We start from the raw sequence: 18890 nt of genomic DNA, 5'->3' as shown, positions 1-18890 counted from the left end.
TCCCCCCCTGAGTGCATTGATTAGTTATAAATGACCCGAATATACGTGAGAGTTGTCATATTTTGGACAATTATTGTAGAATTAAACACAGTGACGGCAGAACTTCTGCCGTCACTGTGTTTTTGAGCTTGCCTTTGGTTATTTAGCGGACGGAATTTCATCCAATGCAAAATAAATATGTAAATTCCTTTTGCGGCCTATCTCGAGCATTAGGTCTGCGCCCTGTGAAGCGCCTCCCACTCTAAATACTGCATCGCATTTTTCCAAAAGCCGTTCCGCGATGGGGTGAAAGATTTCGTTGAACAGCTCATCGCCAATTTTCTTTGAACCAGCCAGATGGGTCAGTGGCAGCGCAACCCACTCACCCAGAACAGGAATGTGTCCCATGCGAAAGATTGGCAGCGCGAAAGATTCCATCAAATGAACATTTGCGGCGATCTTGAGTGGATCATCGTTTGTGCCGGAACGATAAGGACCAGCAATTAGAATAAACATATTAACCGGTTTTCAGATGCGGCTTTGCCAATAACATCGCCGCCAGTGACTTTGCGTCTGGCATCTCGCCTCTTTCCGCCATTTGAATTGCCTCTGCGAATGATAGTTTTTCCACGCTGAGAAATTCATCCTCGTCCGCTTCAAGTGGATCATATCTCAGTTCACGCGCCAGATAAACATGCATAAATTCCGTGGAATAGCCCGGCGCGAGAAAAAAATCCCCGATTTTCTCGATATTGTCTGCGGCGAAACCTGTCTCCTCGCGGATTTCTCGCGCAGCACATACTGCGGGATCTTCGCCTGCGTCCAAAGTTCCTGCAGGCAGTTCGAGCAGATCCTTGCCCGCGGCGTGGCGATATTGCCTCACAAACAGCAGCTTGCCGTCTGTGTCAATCGGAACGATGATCACCGAGCCGCCATGTTCGATGATATCAAACTTGGTTTCGCGCCCGTCCGGGGTCTTGAGCGTGTCGCGGCGGATGGTGAAAGCGCGGCCTTTGAGTAACGTCTCAGTTCGTAGAAATTCAAATGGCATTGTGTAGGTTTCCTTATAATAAAAAAAGCCCAAGCATTTGCTTGGGCTTTTTTTATTTCAACTTAGGGTATCTGTAACTTTTGCCCGGCGGTCAAGGTTGCTGAGACTGCGAGACTATTTGCAGAAGCGATTGCGGCGGGGTCAACATCACCGAATTTACAGGCTATGCCGTATAGTGTTTCACTTGAGGATGCGACAGTGTAAGTGGTCGGGTGCGCGGCGAGTGAGCGGCTTCCAGGGAATGACCCGCTCTGCGGAATGGTTAACTTTTGATTTGGAACATACACATCGGGGCTGGTAAGTCCGCTTGCGCTAAGCAAGGCATCCGGATCTACATTGAAGCGGCGGGCGATGCAATATGGGAATTCGCCAGACTGCAGAGTGTAGGTGGCAGGTCTTACAACGGGCGCCGGCGTATTGATCGGGCCGCTTGGCGTAGTGGCTGCTACCACGGGAGTTAAAGCAACAGCTCCAACATTTGTAGGGGTGCCAGGGGATGTTGTCCCTTCGGCCGGAACGGGTGTTCCCTCTTGCGGCGTGAGGACTGCCCCTGTTGAAATTGCAGCAGGCGTTCCATTTGATTCGCCACCTGCGGCAGCTGTTTGCGCTACTGAAGTTTGCTTTGCAAATTCCTCGATCATTGCCATCGGATTCTCAACGGAAGGGAATGGGGAAACAAATAGTCCAGTTGCGATTACGGTTGGCGTTGCTTCAGGTGCTTGGGATAATGATTGCGTACAGGCAGAAATCAATACTGTTGTTAGTACAAAAATGAAGACTACTACCAGGGCGCGATTTTTTTGACTCATATTTTCTCCTCTTTCAAAAATTTAAGAGATGGTAGCACATGACGTTTCAAGCGTCAAGGCATACTGTTTATGATGAAATGATTTTGTAGAGTTCTGTTTTACACGAACAGGATGTGATTTTTCGAAAGAAAACGGGAGAACCCACTTGTGGGATAAAAGACACAGCCCCGTAATGTACATTACGAGGCTGTGTCACTCAAATATCGAAAATTATCGATCTGCTAAATATGTATCGCGTTACCTTCCGCTCCGTGTGCGGCTTCCATGATCGCTTCTGAAAGGGTGGGGTGCGCATGGACGTTGCGCGCGATCTCGTGCGGGGTAAGTTCCATCATGCGCGCAAGAGTCAATTCGGGCAGCAGTTCTGTCACCTCAGGTCCGATCATGGATGCGCCGAGAAGTTCGCCGTATTTTTCATCCACAACGATCTTCACGAAGCCGCCGTAATCGCCCATGCCGAGCGCCTTGCCGTTCGCCTGAAATGGGAAGCGGCCGATCTTCACCGCATGTCCGCGTTCTTTGGCTTGCGCCTCTGTCATGCCAAATGACGCGATCTGCGGCTGGCAATACGTGGCACGCGGCATCATCTCATATTCGAGCGTGACCGTTTCATGTCCGCCGATATGTTCAGCGCAAATAATTCCCATCGCCGAGCCGACGTGCGCCAGCATCAGTTTGCCGGTCACATCGCCGATGGCCCAAATACCAGGCACATTCGTCTGCATCTTTTCATTGATCTCCACGAAGCCGCGCTCATTGATCTGGACTCCGACTTCTTCGAGACCGAGTCCTTTGGAGTTGGGTCGGAACCCGATCGCGACCAAAGCCTGATCCGCTTCGAGGATGGTCTCCTTCCCTTCGGCAGAGACCTTCACCTTCACACCGGCATCCGTCGCTTCAACAGATTCGACCTTATGCCCGGCCATTGTTTTGATCCCGCGCTTCTTGAATTCCTTTTCAAGTTCCTTTGAAATTTCTTCATCTTCCAGCGGAACAATGCGCGGCAGCATTTCAACAATGGTCACATCCACTCCGTAGGAACTCCACACGGTGGCGAACTCCACGCCGATGGCGCCAGAGCCGATAATGACCACCGACTTGGGAAGTGTGGTCTGAAGAATCGCTTCCCAATAGGTGACGACTTTTTGTCCATCCACTTTCCACGCGCCGGGCACCGCCGCGGATGCGCCTGTGGCGACGATGATATTCTTCGCGGCAAGTTCAGTGACCTTGCCGTCCTTGTCTGTGACAGCCAGCATATCTTTTGATTTGAATTTTGCCTCGCCCATGAACACGGTGATGTTGTTCTTCTTCATCAAAAAGCCAATGCCTTTGACGAGACGATCCGAATTCTGGCGCGAACGTTTGACGGCCACGCTGTAATCCAGTTTTAGATTATCGAACGAAAAGCCAAAATCCTTGGCACGCTCGCGCAGGGTGTGAGCGACTTCCGCATTCTTGAGCAGTGACTTCGACGGAATACAGCCGACGTTCAGACATACACCTCCAAGCCATTGCTTGTCCACGATTGCGACTTTCTGTTTGAGTTGTGCCGCGCGAATTGCCGCGACATATCCTGCAGGACCGGCACCAATAACGACTACATCAAAATTTTCAGGCATTTATTACTCCAGAGTTTAGTGATTGAAAAATAGCTTTACTTGTCAATTTTACTACAACCAAAACCTCCCCGTTTTCAGGGGAGGTTGAAATATATGTAATGTCGTTCTGAGCCGCTTTGCGGCGACACTTGCGCGCATCGTGCGGTGAATCTTCAACCATACCAATGCGTCGGCTGAGTTACTTCAAATTGTTTTTCAAAAACACAAACGTCCGATCCCACGCCAGCTGCGCGGATGCGGCGTCATATTCAGGGCGGTCAGTCTCAACGAACCAATGATCAACTCCCGGATAGAAATGAAGCGTAGTGTCTACGTTGAGAGCCTTTAGACTCGCTTCCATCTCACGCACACCCTCGATGGGTTCCCATTCATCGACTTCACAAAAATGACCAAGAATTTTTGATTTGATATTTTTGAAATTCATGGGATATGCCCCATAGAAAAGAACTGTTGCAGAAATTTTTTCAGAATCATTTTCAGCGGCCACCAGCGGCCATGCCGCACCCATCGAAAAACCGATCACACCGATCTTGTTGTGGGTCAGGGCATGCAAATGGTCCTTTGCCGCCATTACAGTATTGCCAAGAAGTTGGTCATCACTCTTTTGCATCAACTCTTTGGCTTCATCAATGGTGCTGGCAATTTGCCCGTCACGCAGATCAGGCGCGAGCACAACGTAGCCGTTTTCGGCAAGTTGATCGCAAATTTGTTTGAAGAAAGGTTTCAGCCCCCACCACGCGTGCAACAATAAAATTCCAGGTCCGCCGTTTGCGGGGGAGGCAAGATACGCATTGACCGATTTGCCACTAACATCAAGCTTGATATCAGATTTTTGAATGGACATGTGACTCTCCTTTTTGTAGATTATAAGCACGCATGTTCTATTTTACAAGGAAAAATAAAAAGGCGACTTTTCATCGCCTTTGAGATTTACAACCAGCGTCTCACTTTTGATCTATAGTCTGTGTACTGCTCTTTGAATTTTTTTCTCCAGATAAGCTTCTTCCCGCTCGATGACAAGCCGCCTCATGGTCATGGCGAAGAACGGTGAAATAATGAGACCCCAATACAGGCCTGAATTCAGAGGTAAGCCAATCACCATCAACATGAATCCGAGATAGATCGGGTTGCGTGTAAAACGATACACTCCTGCCATCACCAATTGTTTGACAGAGCCATGCGGATCCAGGGTGGTTCGCGCTTTCCTGAATTCGATAAATGCGCCGATGCCGAACAAAAAACCAATAAAGGTCAGCGCAAAGCCGATGCTGCGCAAAATGGGAGGTGCAACCAATGGAGTTGGAACAAACCTCCCGAGAAAATACGCGATTACGATAAACATTAGCGCAACCACGGGCGGGTGGATGTTTTTGTTGATATTCGGATGATCCATTTGTTTTCTGCCATGTTTGCTAGCTCCAATTTTCCAAAGTCTCTTTTACCTTCATCAAGAACCAGTCTGCGGATGCGCCATCGAGAATGCGATGGTCGAATACGAACGAGAGATATACCATCGGACGGATCGCGATTGCATCCTCGATCACCACCACTCGTTTCTGCATCGCACCGACGCCGAGAATTCCGCACTGCGGCTGGTTGATGACGGGAACGCGAACAGCGATCCGCTGATGCCGTGGTTGGTGAGTGTGAATGTGCCTCCTTTAACTTCATCGGGTTGCAATTTCTTGGTGCGCGCACGATTGGCAAGATCGTTCACAGTCCGCGCCATGGCTAGAAGTGACAAGTTGTCCGCGTTCTTGATGACAGGCACGATCAATCCTTCTTCACCGAGAGATGTTGCCATGCCGAGGTTGATCGCTTTGTGAATTAGCACGCCTTCATCTGTCCATGAAGAATTGGCGCTCGGATAGGCTTTCAGAGCCGCCACAATTGCGGACATGAAATATGCAGTAAATGTCAATTTCACGCCATCCCGCTCAAATGCAGATTTGTTTGCTGCGCGGTGTTTGCTGATATGCGACAGGTCTGCTTCCATGACGGTCAACACATGCGGAGAAGTACGCTTGCTCATCACCATGTGTTCGGCGATGGATCTGCGGATGGGGGAGTGTTTGATCAGCTGGTCGCCAATGGCGGGTTGAACATTTGCGGATTGCTGGTTGGAAGTTTTTAATCTGGTATGGTTGACTTTCCAGTTTCAATAAATGCCAATACATCGTTTTTGGTAATGCGCCCATTTAAACCCGTACCAGTGACTTGCGATAAACTGACGTCATGTTCTGCGGCAATCTTGGCAACAACAGGAGATATAAATCCCATATCAGTCGAATGCCTAAGGTCAATGGTCGCAGATTGTGTCTCAATTGATTTTTGACTTTCAACTTTTGATATATCCGATACTTCAGTACTTTCGACACTTTCAATGCGCTCCCCTGGCGTTCCGATAAAGGCAAGAATTTCTCCCACTTTTGCTGGAGAGCCTTCCTGCATGACGATCTTTAAAACGGTACCTGAAGCAGGCGCAGGAATTTCTGTGTCTACCTTGTCCGTGTTGACTTCAAGCAAAGGTTCCAACTCTTTAATGGAGTCGCCAACCTGTTTAAGCCATTTTGTGACGGTAACTTCATCTACACCTTCGCCAAGACGCGGAACTAAAACTTTTATCGCCATAAATTCACTCCTCTTTTCAAGCCAAAGATATTCCTTTATGTATCTTGGTACTCATCGTGGTTAATAAATCTTTGGAAATGTCTCGGGATCAACTTCATTCATCATTTCATATACGGCATCGAAGATCGTCTCCGCATTGGGCTTTGACCAGTAATCCCCGTCACTTCCATAAGCGGGTCTGTGTGCTGTGCCTGAAAGCGACTTTGCGGGGGAGTCCAAATGGAAATAACCGCCTTGTTTCTCTATGACTTCATTCATCATGTAGGCGGTCGTCCCGCCAGGCACATCTTCATCCACGAAGATTACGCGATTCGTTTTCTTGAGTGACTCAACGATCATGCTATGTATGTCAAATGGCAGAAGCGATTGTACATCAATGACCTCGATCTCAATCCCGACTTTGCTTAACTTATCGGCAGCATCCAGAACGACCCGGCAGCAGGCACCGTAGGTGACGATGGTGACATCTTTTCCTGTGCGGATGATCTCAGGCACACCCAATCGCAAGGTCATTTCTCCAATATTGTCCGGCAGGCGTTCTTTCACACGATAGCCGTTCAACACTTCCACGACAATTGCGGGTTCGTCAGCTTTCAAAAGGGTATTATAAAAACCTGCGGCGCGGGTCATATCACGCGGGACCAAACGTACATACCGCGTACCAGATTGATGATCCCAGCCATGGGCGAGCCAGAATGCCAAATTCCTCGAGTCTGTGTCCGCGTGTGCGTACAATGACGGGCGCTTTTTGTCCGCCTGCGGTGCGCCAGTGTAAAGTCGCCAGGTCATCAGACATGATCTGCAGCGCGTACAAGACATAATCCAAATATTGGATCTCTGCAATAGGCCGCAATCCACGCATGGCCATGCCGATTGCCTGACCAAGAATCGTCGCTTCACGAATACCGGTATCGCTCACGCGGTATTCGCCATATTTTTCCTGCATGCCCTTGAAGCCCTGATTTACATCGCCGAGTCTGCCGACATCCTCGCCGAATGCGATCAAGCGCGGCTCACGTGCTAACGCGGAATCAAATGCGGCGTTCACGATCTCAAAGCCGAACATCGTCGGCGATGAATGTGAATACGCGGGCTTGACTTCAGGCACCTTCAATGCAGTTCCAGAATAAAGATGTGAACCATATCTTTCCTGAGTGGCCTTATCATTCTCAGATTTCCATTGGATGAGGATGCCTTTTGTGGGGTGTGCCTCATTTCTCAGCATTCTCAAGGTATCGTGTATTGGCGCATGGATGTCACGCCTCGCCACTGTCGGGACGTTTGCCAGCCGATCTTTGAGCAATCTCAACTCTGTGGCATGGTTCGAAGTCCTCGCGATCTCGTCGAGTATGTCTAAAACCTGGTTGCGTTCTTCGAGGATCGGGGCGAGAAAGTTTTCCCCAGGCAGTTTTGCGGAATCCCTCCACAGCGGCGCGGTCTGCTTTTTCAATGGCTATCAAGCTCGGGCGCGGAGATGACACGGTTGTCAATCAGCCACTTGCGCATTTTCGGACGCCGTCAAATTCCTCCTCCCACTTGAGCCGCTCAGGGATTTTGTATCGTTCGTGGCTTCCTGAAGTGGAATGACCCTGCGGCTGGGTCACATCAATGACATGCACCAGCGCGGGGATGTGATACTCGCGGGCGATCTCCGCGGCGCTAAGATAAGTTTCGACCAGGGCGGGGTAATCCCAGGCGTGAACGGTGTAATGATCGAAGCCATGCTCAATGGTTTCGGGCGGCGCATTGGGGTCGCGTTCAAATCCTTTGAGCAACGTGCCGATATTTTCTTTACCATTTGAAATTGATTAGGGACGGAAATGCCGTAGCCGTCATCGTAGATGGTGATGATGGCGGGCGCTTTGAGAACTCCGATGGCATTCACGGATTCCCAAAACAGACCTTCAGAGGAAGATGCGTTGCCGATGGTGGCGAAGACGATCTCTTCTCCATTGACCGAGAAATCTGTGGGACTCATGCAGTTCCTGCAGCTTGCGATACATGACTGATGCATACGCCAGACCAACCGAGCGCGGCATTTGCGCTGCGGTGGGGGAGATGTCGCTCGCGACATTGTACATTTTTGTTTGCGCGCGCCAGGTGCCGTTGGGGAATAAATTGCGCGAGGCGAAATGCGCGTTCATTTGCCGGCCCGCGCTGGCGGGTCATGGGTCAGATCGGCGTGGGAATAGAGTTGTGAAAAAAACTCCTGAATGCTCATCACGCCCAGCATGAACATCCAGGTTTGATCGCGGTAATATCCAGAACGCCAATCCCCCTTGCGGAAGGCACGCGCAATGGCGAGTTGAGCAATTTCCTTGCCATCGCCAAAAATCCCAAACTTAGCTTTGCCGCTCAGGACTTCTCTTCGTCCAATAAGACTGCCTGCCTGCTTTGATACAGCAAGACGGTAATCTTTGATTATTTCTTCTTATCTAGGGGAAGCGCAATAGAGCCCTTCTTTTTGGGCATGTACTCTCTCTCCTGAATTGGATGTCTTGAGTGGGATTATACAGGATGAAGAACAAAGGATGAAGGATGAATTATGAAGGATGAAAAAAGGCGGACATTTCTGTCCGCCTCCTTTTCGCTTCTACCCTTTTGTTTTCTACTTCATTCTCTCCGCCACGATCTCCGCCACATCTTTTACCTGGATATTTCCGCCGTCTGCTTTGGATGCATCGTTCATCATTGTGAGACAGAATGGACAGCCGACGGCAACGGTACCTGCGCCTGTGGATTTTGCTTCGGCGAAACGGGATTCATTGACTCGCGCTGTGCCGTTCTCTTCTTCCTTCCACATTTGCGCGCCGCCCGCACCGCAACAGAATGATTTTGACTCCATTGCGCGGCATTTCGATTGTGGTCACACCTGCGCTGTCCAATGTTGTGCGCGGGGCATCCGTGATCTTGTTGTGCCGTCCCAAATAACACGGGTCATGGAAAGTAACCTTCATATTATCGCCATCCAAATTCATGGAAATCTTTCCTGCGCCAACCAACTCATTGATCAACTGCGTGTGATGAATCACCTGATAATTTCCGCCGAAGGCAGGATATTCATTCTTGATCGTGTGCAAACAATGTGGGCAGGTTGTAACTATCCGCTTTGGCGCAACTTCATTTAGTATCTCAACATTCTGTGAAGCCAGCCCAAAGAAAATATCTTCACGCCCCGCGCGTCTGGCCGAGTCGCCGGTGCAGGCTTCGTTCTTGCCAAGCACGGCGTAGTTGACTCCCGCCGCATTTAAAATTTTCGCAAAAGCCTGCGCGGTCTTTTGTGCGCGAGCATCGGTTGCTGGGGCGCAGCCAACCCACCATAAAATTTCAGGCTCGGCATTTTGTTCAATGGTTGGCACAGACATACCATCCGCCCATTTCATTCTGTCCGCTTGCGAAACATTCCACGGGTTCATATTGCGTTCCATGCCTTTGAACGCGGTTTCCAATTGTTTGGGGAACGCGCTTTCCATCATTGAAAGATTTCTGCGGATATCGAGAATGTCGCGCATCGGTTCATTGCCCACAGGGCAAATGTCCACGCACGCGCCGCAACTTGTACATGCCCAGACTGCTTCTTCAGAGATCAATTCGGTCATTGCCACATCGGTCGTGCCGCCGCCGTTGAAGTGATAGCGCTTGTTAATTTCCAGCGCGGCGGGTGAAAGCAATTTGCCTGTGTTGTACGCGGGGCAAACCTCCTGACAGCGGAAGCACATGATGCAGGCGTAGCTGTCCATGATCTGCTCCCAGCCGAGGTCTTTCATTTTCGCCGCGCCAAATTGTTCAATGGACTGATCGTCTAGATTGATATAACTTAGTTGTCCAATGGATTTGCGCTCGGGCTTCAATGCGAAATTCAATGGGGCAAAGAATACATGAATATGTTTTGAATATGGGAAGTAGGGCAGGAACGCGACGACTGCGCCAATGGATAACCAGAATGCAATATGTTCACCGATGACCAAAGTCTGCGGGTCAACACCTGACCATAAGCCTGCCACTGACGAAATGGTTGGCTGCCAACTGTCAGCTTGACCGGCCAATGCCACCCCGAAGGATTCGCCCAAAAACCGCATTGAATTATGGATGAAGATAAATGTCGCAACGATGGCTGAGTCACGGGTAATGCCAAAACGAGCCTTGGGATTCAGAAGAGTCGTGTCACGTGTGGACAGTGTCGCAGGCCGCAGGATGAAGCGCCGAACTGCCATCGCCACAATACCAAAGATGATCGCGACGTTTGCAATGTCTGCAAGCAGGCTGTAGGCATCTCCGAATAACCCAGTGTGCTCCAGTAATTTGAACCCTGTAAATGCGTAGATCAGATCCGCGAGGTTGATCAACAGAAAAGAAAGGAATCCCCAGCCGATGAGACCATGCAAAATGCTGGGTCCCAGCCTGAAACGAAAAACGGGCTGGAACAATCCCACTTTGAGGATAAGTTCGCCAACCCGCTTATATGCCAGTGACCAGTCGATTTTACCTTGACCGCTGTTGATGCGCTGCATGATGAGCGCAACACCGTGATATGTATAGTAGAGTGATGTTAGTGTTGCGATTACAAAGAGGATTTTTTCTGCGAGTGTGAGCATGGAACCTCCGATATCTGTTTCTTGACATTCATATTGCGGTACAGTTTAGCACAGGTTTATGGGGTTGTAACAAAATTCACCAGACTGTCCCAAATTTCTGTGTTAAGTTTTTCGCGCTGTGATCGGGCGAAATCCCAGAACAAGGATTGCGCGCGTGTAAATGGATACTGGATATGCCGCGCAATGTAGACCGTGCGTTTGAGATCGAGCCCTTGCAGTTCAACTTTCTTGATCCTGCCAAACGCAAGTCCGCGTACTGCGATCATTTCAGAGACGAAGGCAATTCCCACGCCGCGTTCGACCGCCATTTCAATGGCTTCGGGATTGCCAAGTTCCATGGTTACATTCAACATATCGGGCGTGATGCCGTAACTCTTGAGTCCGTGCATGACCGTTTCACAAGTCCCGGACATTTCTTCGCGCATAATGATCGGCTGGCCGATCAGATCGTCCGGCGTAGCTTGACCGTATTTTGCCCAGGGGTGGTCTGCCGGCACGATCAGGTAAATGTGATCGTCAAATAAAGGCAGACATTCCAGGTCGCGGTGGTCAAAGCTCTTGCTTGACACTCCAATGGGGATGCTTTGATTTAACAGGCGCTCGTAGACGCCTTCGCGGCCCATGATCTTTACGCGCGGGTGAACGGCAGGATATTCACGCTGGAAGTCGGATAACAGGATAGGCATGATGTATTTTCCCGCGGAGGTGGAACACCCGATCAGCAATTCTCCGCCAATCTGATGATTGATCTCTTGAAAGCCGTCCTCCATTAATCTTGCGGCGCGCAGGACATCGCGTGCCATTGGCAGGATGGCCTGCCCGGCTTCACTCAATTCCACTGTGCGCCCGCGGCGGGTGAAGAGTTGAACGCCGTAGGCGCGTTCCATGGATTGGATGTTCTGGCTGACGGCAGATTGAGAAAGATTTAATCGTTCTGCTGTTCTGCTGAAATTTTTTTCTTCTGCCGCAATGAGAAATACACGCAGGGTGGATAGCTCGATCAATGGTCTCTCCTGAAATAACCATGGCTTATGAACGTCGTCCATAAGCATACGCCTTTCTTGAGGCAGTGAATAGTGATTATTGTCTTTGAATTTATGTGATGGTAGATGAGAAGAAAAAACTGCCCGTGAGAAAGGTCGCGGGCAGTTTGGTTAATTTACGTACGATCAGGCTTATTTCACGACTACGGGTAATTCCGCTGCAACCCAGGCGTTCATTCCGCCGGCAAGGTTGCGGACATTGGTGTATCCACCTGTCATGCGCAGGTACATCATGACCAGTGCGCCGCGGTGTCCGGACTGGCATAACACAACGATCGGGGCGGCTTTGTCAGCGGGTAATTGAGCAAGGTTGGCGGGCACATCGTTGATGGCGATATGGAGTGCACCTTCGATATAACCAGCGGCGACTTCATCTGCTGTGCGCACATCAAAGATGAACGGGACGGGGGTGCCTGTCAATTCAACATTGAGGTCGGCGGCTTTGACTGTGTAGAAGCCTTCGGGCAATTCGGCCAGGAAGGTGGTGAGATTCGCCAAACGGGTCGCATCCACTTCGGGAGCGGTACCAGCTACCGGGGCGGCGGGAAGCGTGCCTGTCTCAACAGCGAGTTCGGCTTTCTTCCATCCACCAAGTCCACCGGCGAGATTCTTGACATCGGTATAGCCGAGGAATTGCAGGGCTGCCGAGTCCGCCCGCGAGGTTGACAACATCTGTGTAGCCCATGAGGCGAAGTGCCATCATGATGATCGAGCCGCGGTGACCAGAGGCGCACAAGACAACAATACGCGCATCCTTGTCAGCGGGGACCTGGTCGAGGCTGGCGAAGAAGTCGTTGAAGGGCAGGTTGACTGCGCCGTCAATGTAGCCGTCTTTGGCGAATTCTTCAGCGGAGCGCACATCTATGATCGTGGGCAGGGTTGCGCCGGTCAGTTCTTCAGCGAGCTTATCCGATTTGACTGAGTAAAAGTCATCGGGCATGGCGATGAAGAAGCCGTTGAGCATTTCGAAGAGAGCCTGGTCAGCGACGATCGGGGTGCTGACGGCGGCAGGCGCGGCGGGCATTGATCCGGTCACAACGGAGAGGTTGGCTTTCTTCCAACCGCCGAGGCCGCCGCCTAGGTTGCGGATGTTGGTGTAGCCGAGTTCCTTGAGCGCGGCAAGCATCATGCCGCCGCGATGACCGGAGCCGCAGTAGACTACTATTGGCTGATCGAGTCCGGGCAGTTTATCGAGATTGTTGAGCACATCACGCACTGGAATATTGACTGAGCCTTCGATGAAGCCATCCTTTTCGACTTCGGCGGCTTCACGCACATCGAGCAGGAAGGGGGCTTTGTCAGCCAGCTCTTCGTTTAGGGCGGCGGGTTTGACGGTGCCAAAGCCTTTGTCAGCGGGCAGATCAGCGACGAGCACGGTAAAAAGCGCCTGTGCATCGGGTCCAACTTCCACAACAACAGGGGCTTCGGTTACGATGACCGGTGCTTCGGTCATTTCCACCACTGGTTCAGCGGCTGGTGCACAGGCGCTTAGAATCATACTGAAAACAATGATCAATCCAAACAATACTTGCACTTTCTTAGACATGTTTCTTCTCCTTAATGATTTTTATTTCTATCAAGTTACTTCTGTAACTTGTGGCAACCGATACAATTTTCTTCGTTGTATTCCAGATGATTTTCAGGGCTGATGGGGGCGTTTGCCATCCCGCTAGTGTGACAGGATGTGCAGGATGTTTTCGCGTGGTCAGCAGGAAGGGCGGGGGCGTTGAGCACTTGTTCAATGCTGACCATTGGCGGCAGTGTTTCGATGATCACAGAGAGATTGGCTTCCAGTTCTTCTGGCTTTACTTTGTCTGCCGTCAGGAATATGCTCGCGTCTCCGCTGTGGCAGGCTTCGCAGGATGCGTTTTGCGGCGTATTCTTTTGGATATTATGCGGGTGGCATAGTTCCAGGTGGGTAGCGCATTGAAATTGGGAAGAAGATTTTCACCATAAAACTCATAAGCATTTTCTGTAACTGGAATATGGCGTACAGGTACATAGGCATAAGGACGGTCTTCAGATTGAATTGGATTTCGTCCGATCAGGAATGTCTGGTAGGTGGCTTCGGTCTCAAAGAACGGATTTCCACTGGTCTCGCTGACAGCCACATGGCAGCCATCACAACTTGTATATGTGACAGAGTGGCATACCTGACACGAGAGTGTGTCGCCATGAACCTGATGCATCGGATTTTCATCTCCGCCGGGAATGGCCTCTACATGGCAGTCCGTGCATTTCGGTGATTCTATGCCGGCCAGGCGATTCACTTCAGCTGTTTCCGCATCAGTGGCCGTACCATGCAAGTCAGCGCCTTCATGACATTTAACACAGTTCATGCGCGCTTCGCGGAAGTGTACATCCCCGGCAATTCCTTCATTTTTTCCGAGGAACTCATTTCCCACGCGGCTTCCATGACAGGCAGTGCAGGAACGCGTCATGGGCGGGGTCTTTTCAAACACATGACCGGTGAACAATCCGCCGCCGACGTTCTTTGGCTGGCTGACATGACATTCACCGCAGGTGGTGTGGCAGGTGGCGCAGTGGTTGCCAAACATTTCTTCAAGAGCCGGGTGATTTTCAGGTACATTACCGGCGCGTGAATCAATCGCTGTCCAATATCCCTGCTGGGTCGAGTGAAGCGCGAATGGGTATGTTGCGGTCTGGTCTGAATGGCAATCACCGCAGTATTTTTCAGGCTCCGCACTTGGACTGGCGATCAAGCCTTCGTGGGCAATTTCTTTTTCTGGTGACTGGACTCCATTGTGGCAATCCACGCAGGCGATCTGCCCATGATCGGTGGGCATGAACTTTTCACTATCAACGAGCACTTTCTCCCATGGCTCCAACGGAGCCACATCGCCCCCTCAGCCAACGCCTTTGGATTCTGCCTCTGCAACAACAACAGGTTTTGCTGTATCTATCAGACGTTGTTTCTCCGTATGACAGTTCAGACACTCGTTAGCGACAGGCGCCGCAGTGGCTGTCGCTTCGGCTGTTGGGCTTTCAGTTACAGCAGCTGTCGGTGTGGGGGATTTGGTTGTGCATGAGGAAAGCACAAACAGGACAAATGTTAGGAAAACGATGTTTTTTAATTTTGACACGATTACCTCTTAGTTGTGCAATATTTCACAAATTATATTTCAAACTCTTATACAAACAAGTGATTTATATAACTTTTACTTATTAGATTTGCTTATGGATGTATATAACATGGGCTGTTAAGTAAAACGTCGAATGTAATTTAGCAGGCATGGTAAACTGGGCAAATGCCAAAAGCTCAAGATTATCATCTCACGAAAGCAGAATTGAAGCTGGTCGAAACAGCCATCAACCACGATAAGCGCCCAGAAGTGGTTCAAAGAAGCATGGCGATCCAGCTGCTTCATTTGGGACATAAGCCAGAAGAAGTAGCCAAAATCCATGCTGTGAGCAAGCCGACAATTTATGGCTGGTTTGCTCGCTGGCAAAATGGCGGCGTCGAAGCACTCGCTAACCAGCCCAAAGTGGACGACCGCCAAAAGCAGATGATGCTTACAGTCTGGCTTTGGTAGAAGTCATCGAAAAAGAACCATCAGAAGTTGGGTATCACTTCACTATCTGGACAGTGGAGCGGTTGAGCACCCACTTGGAGAAAATAACGGGTATTGCTTTGGTGAGAGCCGTTTGCGTGCCTTGATCAAACGGAAAGGATATCGGTATCGGCGTCCAAAGCATGATTTGGGTCATTTGCAAGATAAGCAAGCAAAAGCCAAAGCGGCTGAGGTACTCGAAGAGTTGAAAAAAAGGTCAGCGGAGACGATTTCGAACTCATCTTTATGGACGAAACGACCCTGACGTTAGATCCGCCATTACGAGCCTGCTGGATGAAAATTGGAACACAGAAACGTATTCCAGCCACTCAACCTGGTGAAAAACAGAAACGACATATCTTTGGTGGTTACAACTGGCTGAAAGATACGATGACTTGGACGGTTGCAAAAACTAAAAATAGTGCGACTTTCATCGACTTTCTTGAAGAACTTTTGGTCAAGAACTACCCGACTGGAAGAGTTGTTCTGGTGATGGACAATGCTTCTTATCACAAGAGTGCTTCTGCATTAGCTGCATTGAGTTTATTTGAACATCGGGTCATGTTCGTTTGGCTACCACCCTATTGTTCTGACCTCAATCCAATTGAACGTTTCTGGCGACACTTGAAAGATATGGCTTGTGCCAACAAACTTCAAGATCACATTGAGTCTGTTGTGAACAACGCAGAAAAAATCTTGAGCAAGCAAAATCTACCTGCTTCTGATTTGCGCTTCCTTTTGTCTAAAATCTTATGACGGATTACTTAGCGCACGTAATCATATATTTGCGTGAGCATATATCTAATACCCGCCCTTAAAAATAAAAATACGCCTTGAGATTTTTTCAAGGCGTATTTTTATTTTTAGAATTGTTGATCATCCCCCAATATGATTCACCGATGGGTGACTTGAAAAATGACGCTGTACAGGTTCGCGCGACGCATTGGAGGTTTGGAGGACCAAAATAAATTTTGCCTCACTATCAAATGGATTGCGCCATAGATGGGGGAGGGTGGCCTCGAAGATGAGGATATCTCCCATTTCCAGCAGATACACTTTTCCGTCGATTACATATTCGATCTTCCCTTGCAGACAATAAACGAACTCATGTCCCGAATGAACGACCTGCCGTTCCCCGCCGCTGCCTGCCTTTGGCTCCAATGCCATCAAAAATGGTTCCAGTTCCTGAAAAGGCAAGGTCTTGCCCATCCCCTCAATTGTCACCCCTTCACTTTCGATCTTTGGTCGTGAGCCAGATTTAATATGCAGCACCGAAGATGGTGTTTCCTCCTCGAAAAAATAACTCATGCGGATGTTAAGCGCCGCCGCCAAGCTTTGGAGCGTTGACACGCTTGGCGATGTTTCATCGCGCTCGATCAAGCTGATCGAATTCGGAGAAAGACCCGCCTGCTTTGCCAAGTCGCGCTGTGAAATGTTTCGCGCACTTCGAAGTTGGCGTAATTTGTCACCGAGAGAGATGTCGCTTCCATATTTGTTCCTTCCACAATTGATTTCTCTTATTGAGCAGTATCGGACTGTATGCTTCAATCATACCAGAATGAGACAAAACACACAATTTTTTGTGACAAGTGAGGTTTCGGTCTTGTCAACGGGGAAGTTGGTTCTGTAAAATATGCAGTTTTCACGCTAAAAGAGTGTTGATTTGAATGGTTGTGCATTAATTCACAATTATATGGTGCGTTTGTCAATAATAATGTTATTTCCACTAATTAAATGTGACATTTGTTACTAAAATAATTGACACACGCATGTAATAATGGATTGTGTCGTTTACAGTTTATAGAAGGAAAAGGCGTGTTTGAAGCATATCGCAGGAGAAATTTATGAAGATTGCCATCATTACCGACGATGAAAAAAACATCAGCCAGCATTTTGGGCCCGCAATTTATTACGCAGTTTTGACCATCGAAAACGGACAGATCGTCCAGCGTGAAATGCGTGAGAAGCTCAGTCACAAACATGTTGCCAATGAATTACATGAGCACACTGGCGAGTCCGATCAGCGGCACGGATTTGACTCTGCCTCTCAATCCCTTCATGGACAAATGTCTCAAGCCATCACTGATTGCGAAGCCCTGATTTGTGGCGGCATGGGTGCTGGAGCGTATGAAAGCATGAAGGAACGCGGTATCCGCCCCGTCATCACAGATATTGAAGATATTGATACTGCTGCACTGGATTACGCCAGCGGCATTCTCGCGAATCATGTAGAAAAATTGCATTAGGTCATTATGATGCCAAAATTTTTTGCAGATGACTTAAGCGGGAATGAGAAAAGTAAACGTCGCGTCTCGAAAAAACATGATGCGAACCTAGCTTCGGAGCGAGTGGGGCAGCAATTGCATGCCATGCGAAAAGCCCGACGGCTTTCCATTCGCGCATTGGCAGAACTAAGCGGATTGAGCGTGAACACTTTAAGTTTGATCGAAAATGCAAAGACTTCCCCCAGTGTCAGTACTTTACATCAACTCGCGCAAAGTTTGGATGTGCCCATCACCACATTTTTTGAACATGAACATCCCCAAAAAAAGATTGTCTATCAAAGAGCAGGGGAGAGGCAACAGTTGGTTTTTTCCCAAGGTCAGGTGGAAAGTTTGAGCACAGGGATGCCTAAAATGGGAAGTGAGCCGTTCATTACAAGATTGGAACCCAACGCCAATAGCGGCAACGCTCCGATTGTATATGCGGGGCGTGAGTTTATCTACTGCCTTGAAGGACACATTACCTACACTATCGAGGACGAAGTTTATCCCCTCGCACCCGGCGACAGCCTGATCTTCGATGCATATACGCCTCATTCGTGGCGTAATACTGCTTCCAGGAATTCGAGTGCGCTGCTTGTATTGTGCCCGGAAGATTTGTCCGACGCTCTTCCAGAACGATATTTTATGCCATAAGGCATGCTGATTTGTAAGCCCGGAGGTGAAATATGTTAACCGAAACTAATCGTTGGATCTTCGCTTTGACTGTGACTTTGCTTGTTGTGTTGTTTGGAATGTTGAGTCTGCCTGTTCAGGTTTCCGCCGCGCAGGTAACAGATGCGACACCCAACTCCTGTCTCACCTGCCATGAGAACCTGTATTACCTCTACGATACAGGCAAATTGTATTGCCTCACAGACCACGCAGACCGTTGCGTCAATTGCCACGAGGGAAATGCGGCTGTGATGAAAAAGAAGATCGCATTTGGGATTGATTGTTCACCCTGGGAGAACAATGGCGAAAAATGCTTGGAATGTCACAAGCAGCAGGATGCCCAGACTCGCCTCGCAATATTTGAATCTGAAGGCGGATTTGGTACGGTTATTAAGGCCGAGGTGTACACACCGCCTGTTGCAGTTGCGGCTGGTTTTCCCAATGTTCCTGAAACCGATTCGTTCGTAGGCAAGCTGCCTTGGCTGGCAGGTGCTCTCGTGCTCTTTGGATTGTGGCTGATTTTATTCTTTTCCTCACCGCAAAAACCTTAGTACAAAATTTGATACGAGACCTTGAATTGTAGTTTTAGCGAGAGTAACCAATTTTATGTGTGAAAAATCCGTTTTGTAGTAATAAATACAAAATATTGTTA

The 18890-nt window shown here is 49.3% G+C and carries 25 protein-coding genes and 2 pseudogenes; 5 read left to right on the top strand and 22 right to left on the bottom strand.

Translation table 11 applies throughout. The features are described 5' to 3' along the window. Positions 1 to 138: 138 nt before the first annotated feature. From IPL17_RS04575 to IPL17_RS04475, 21 genes and pseudogenes are all read right to left on the bottom strand, one after another. Positions 139 to 495, bottom strand: a complete 357-nt coding sequence (locus IPL17_RS04575) for a DUF4406 domain-containing protein (RefSeq protein ID WP_345305899.1) — start codon at positions 493 to 495, stop codon at positions 139 to 141. A gap of 1 nt (position 496) precedes the next feature. Beyond that, on the bottom strand, positions 497 to 1030 hold the full coding sequence (locus IPL17_RS04570) for an NUDIX hydrolase (RefSeq protein WP_345305898.1): 534 nt from the start codon (positions 1028 to 1030) through the stop codon (positions 497 to 499). 62 nt (positions 1031 to 1092) lie between these two features. Further along, positions 1093 to 1839: a LysM peptidoglycan-binding domain-containing protein gene (locus tag IPL17_RS04565; RefSeq protein WP_345305897.1), complete on the bottom strand. Its 747-nt coding sequence runs from the start codon at positions 1837 to 1839 to the stop codon at positions 1093 to 1095. Positions 1840 to 2060: 221 nt separating this feature from the next. Beyond that, a complete protein-coding gene (lpdA, locus tag IPL17_RS04560) occupies positions 2061 to 3461 on the bottom strand; it encodes a dihydrolipoyl dehydrogenase (RefSeq protein ID WP_345305896.1) in 1401 nt (466 codons plus the stop codon). 178 nt (positions 3462 to 3639) lie between these two features. Beyond that, positions 3640 to 4305, bottom strand: a complete 666-nt coding sequence (locus IPL17_RS04555) for a dienelactone hydrolase family protein (protein WP_345305895.1) — start codon at positions 4303 to 4305, stop codon at positions 3640 to 3642. A gap of 111 nt (positions 4306 to 4416) precedes the next feature. Beyond that, positions 4417 to 4854 (bottom strand): isoprenylcysteine carboxylmethyltransferase family protein, encoded by a 438-nt coding sequence (locus tag IPL17_RS04550; RefSeq protein WP_345305894.1) that lies wholly within the window; start codon positions 4852 to 4854, stop codon positions 4417 to 4419. Between the two features lie 19 nt (positions 4855 to 4873). Further along, positions 4874 to 5493, bottom strand: a pseudogene (locus IPL17_RS04545) (2-oxo acid dehydrogenase subunit E2). A gap of 98 nt (positions 5494 to 5591) precedes the next feature. Next, complete coding sequence (locus IPL17_RS04540; protein WP_345305893.1) at positions 5592 to 6092, bottom strand: biotin/lipoyl-containing protein; 501 nt, start codon at positions 6090 to 6092, stop codon at positions 5592 to 5594. Positions 6093 to 6152: 60 nt separating this feature from the next. Then, positions 6153 to 6689 (bottom strand): transketolase C-terminal domain-containing protein, encoded by a 537-nt coding sequence (locus IPL17_RS04535; RefSeq protein WP_345305892.1) that lies wholly within the window; start codon positions 6687 to 6689, stop codon positions 6153 to 6155. A 34-nt stretch (positions 6690 to 6723) separates the two neighbouring features. Next, on the bottom strand, positions 6724 to 7542 hold the full coding sequence (locus IPL17_RS04530; RefSeq protein WP_345305891.1) for a hypothetical protein: 819 nt from the start codon (positions 7540 to 7542) through the stop codon (positions 6724 to 6726). Between the two features lie 40 nt (positions 7543 to 7582). Further along, positions 7583 to 7867 carry a hypothetical protein gene (locus IPL17_RS04525; RefSeq protein WP_345305914.1) on the bottom strand — a complete coding sequence of 95 codons (285 nt, stop codon included), beginning with the start codon at positions 7865 to 7867 and terminating at the stop codon, positions 7583 to 7585. A gap of 129 nt (positions 7868 to 7996) precedes the next feature. Then, a complete protein-coding gene (locus IPL17_RS04520; RefSeq protein ID WP_345305913.1) occupies positions 7997 to 8236 on the bottom strand; it encodes a hypothetical protein in 240 nt (79 codons plus the stop codon). Continuing rightward, the gene (locus IPL17_RS04515; protein ID WP_345305911.1) at positions 8233 to 8391 is read right to left on the bottom strand and encodes a hypothetical protein; all 159 of its coding nucleotides are present in this window, start codon (positions 8389 to 8391) and stop codon (positions 8233 to 8235) included. Before IPL17_RS04515 ends, IPL17_RS04520 begins: the two co-directional genes overlap by 4 nt. A gap of 309 nt (positions 8392 to 8700) precedes the next feature. Beyond that, the gene (locus IPL17_RS04510) at positions 8701 to 8895 is read right to left on the bottom strand and encodes a (Fe-S)-binding protein (protein ID WP_345305890.1); all 195 of its coding nucleotides are present in this window, start codon (positions 8893 to 8895) and stop codon (positions 8701 to 8703) included. After that, entirely contained in the window at positions 8855 to 10687 is a 1833-nt protein-coding gene (locus IPL17_RS04505) for a heterodisulfide reductase-related iron-sulfur binding cluster (RefSeq protein ID WP_345305889.1), read from the bottom strand. Before IPL17_RS04505 ends, IPL17_RS04510 begins: the two co-directional genes overlap by 41 nt. Positions 10688 to 10743: 56 nt before the next feature. After that, positions 10744 to 11733: a LysR family transcriptional regulator gene (locus tag IPL17_RS04500; protein WP_345305888.1), complete on the bottom strand. Its 990-nt coding sequence runs from the start codon at positions 11731 to 11733 to the stop codon at positions 10744 to 10746. 129 nt (positions 11734 to 11862) lie between these two features. Continuing rightward, complete coding sequence (locus IPL17_RS04495; RefSeq protein ID WP_345305887.1) at positions 11863 to 12402, bottom strand: rhodanese-like domain-containing protein; 540 nt, start codon at positions 12400 to 12402, stop codon at positions 11863 to 11865. After that, on the bottom strand, positions 12290 to 13276 hold the full coding sequence (locus IPL17_RS04490; protein WP_345305886.1) for a rhodanese-like domain-containing protein: 987 nt from the start codon (positions 13274 to 13276) through the stop codon (positions 12290 to 12292). The genes IPL17_RS04495 and IPL17_RS04490 overlap by 113 nt, the downstream gene beginning before the upstream one ends. A 35-nt stretch (positions 13277 to 13311) precedes the next feature. Further along, positions 13312 to 13506 carry a hypothetical protein gene (locus tag IPL17_RS04485; protein ID WP_345305885.1) on the bottom strand — a complete coding sequence of 65 codons (195 nt, stop codon included), beginning with the start codon at positions 13504 to 13506 and terminating at the stop codon, positions 13312 to 13314. Between the two features lie 44 nt (positions 13507 to 13550). Then, entirely contained in the window at positions 13551 to 14561 is a 1011-nt protein-coding gene (locus tag IPL17_RS04480) for a cytochrome c3 family protein (RefSeq protein ID WP_345305884.1), read from the bottom strand. Positions 14562 to 14597: 36 nt separating this feature from the next. Next, positions 14598 to 14834 (bottom strand): hypothetical protein, encoded by a 237-nt coding sequence (locus tag IPL17_RS04475; protein ID WP_345305883.1) that lies wholly within the window; start codon positions 14832 to 14834, stop codon positions 14598 to 14600. 165 nt (positions 14835 to 14999) lie between these two features. On the opposite strand from IPL17_RS04475, the gene IPL17_RS04470 reads away from it, so the two are divergent. Together IPL17_RS04470 and IPL17_RS04465 are read left to right on the top strand one after the other, a co-directional pair. Next, the gene (locus tag IPL17_RS04470; RefSeq protein WP_345305882.1) at positions 15000 to 15284 is read left to right on the top strand and encodes a helix-turn-helix domain-containing protein; all 285 of its coding nucleotides are present in this window, start codon (positions 15000 to 15002) and stop codon (positions 15282 to 15284) included. Between the two features lie 243 nt (positions 15285 to 15527). Next, a pseudogene (locus IPL17_RS04465) lies at positions 15528 to 16058 on the top strand (IS630 family transposase); the annotation flags it as partial. A 120-nt stretch (positions 16059 to 16178) separates the two neighbouring features. Here the strand turns inward: IPL17_RS04465 and IPL17_RS04460 are convergent. Continuing rightward, positions 16179 to 16850 carry a cupin domain-containing protein gene (locus tag IPL17_RS04460; protein WP_345305881.1) on the bottom strand — a complete coding sequence of 224 codons (672 nt, stop codon included), beginning with the start codon at positions 16848 to 16850 and terminating at the stop codon, positions 16179 to 16181. 296 nt (positions 16851 to 17146) lie between these two features. Here IPL17_RS04460 and IPL17_RS04455 point away from each other — a divergent pair, with 296 nt between their 5' ends. Genes IPL17_RS04455 through IPL17_RS04445 form a run of 3 tightly spaced genes read left to right on the top strand, consistent with a single transcriptional unit; the run spans position 17147 to position 18789 of the window. After that, positions 17147 to 17548, top strand: a complete 402-nt coding sequence (locus IPL17_RS04455; RefSeq protein WP_345305880.1) for a NifB/NifX family molybdenum-iron cluster-binding protein — start codon at positions 17147 to 17149, stop codon at positions 17546 to 17548. A 6-nt stretch (positions 17549 to 17554) separates the two neighbouring features. After that, positions 17555 to 18220, top strand: a complete 666-nt coding sequence (locus IPL17_RS04450; protein ID WP_345305879.1) for a cupin domain-containing protein — start codon at positions 17555 to 17557, stop codon at positions 18218 to 18220. A gap of 32 nt (positions 18221 to 18252) precedes the next feature. After that, positions 18253 to 18789, top strand: a complete 537-nt coding sequence (locus IPL17_RS04445; RefSeq protein WP_345305878.1) for a hypothetical protein — start codon at positions 18253 to 18255, stop codon at positions 18787 to 18789. Positions 18790 to 18890 lie beyond the last annotated feature (101 nt).

This window comes from Candidatus Villigracilis saccharophilus, from assembly GCF_016711665.1.
The sequence above is the reverse complement of the archived record's forward strand: the minus strand, read 5'-3'. Positions and strand labels throughout refer to the sequence as shown.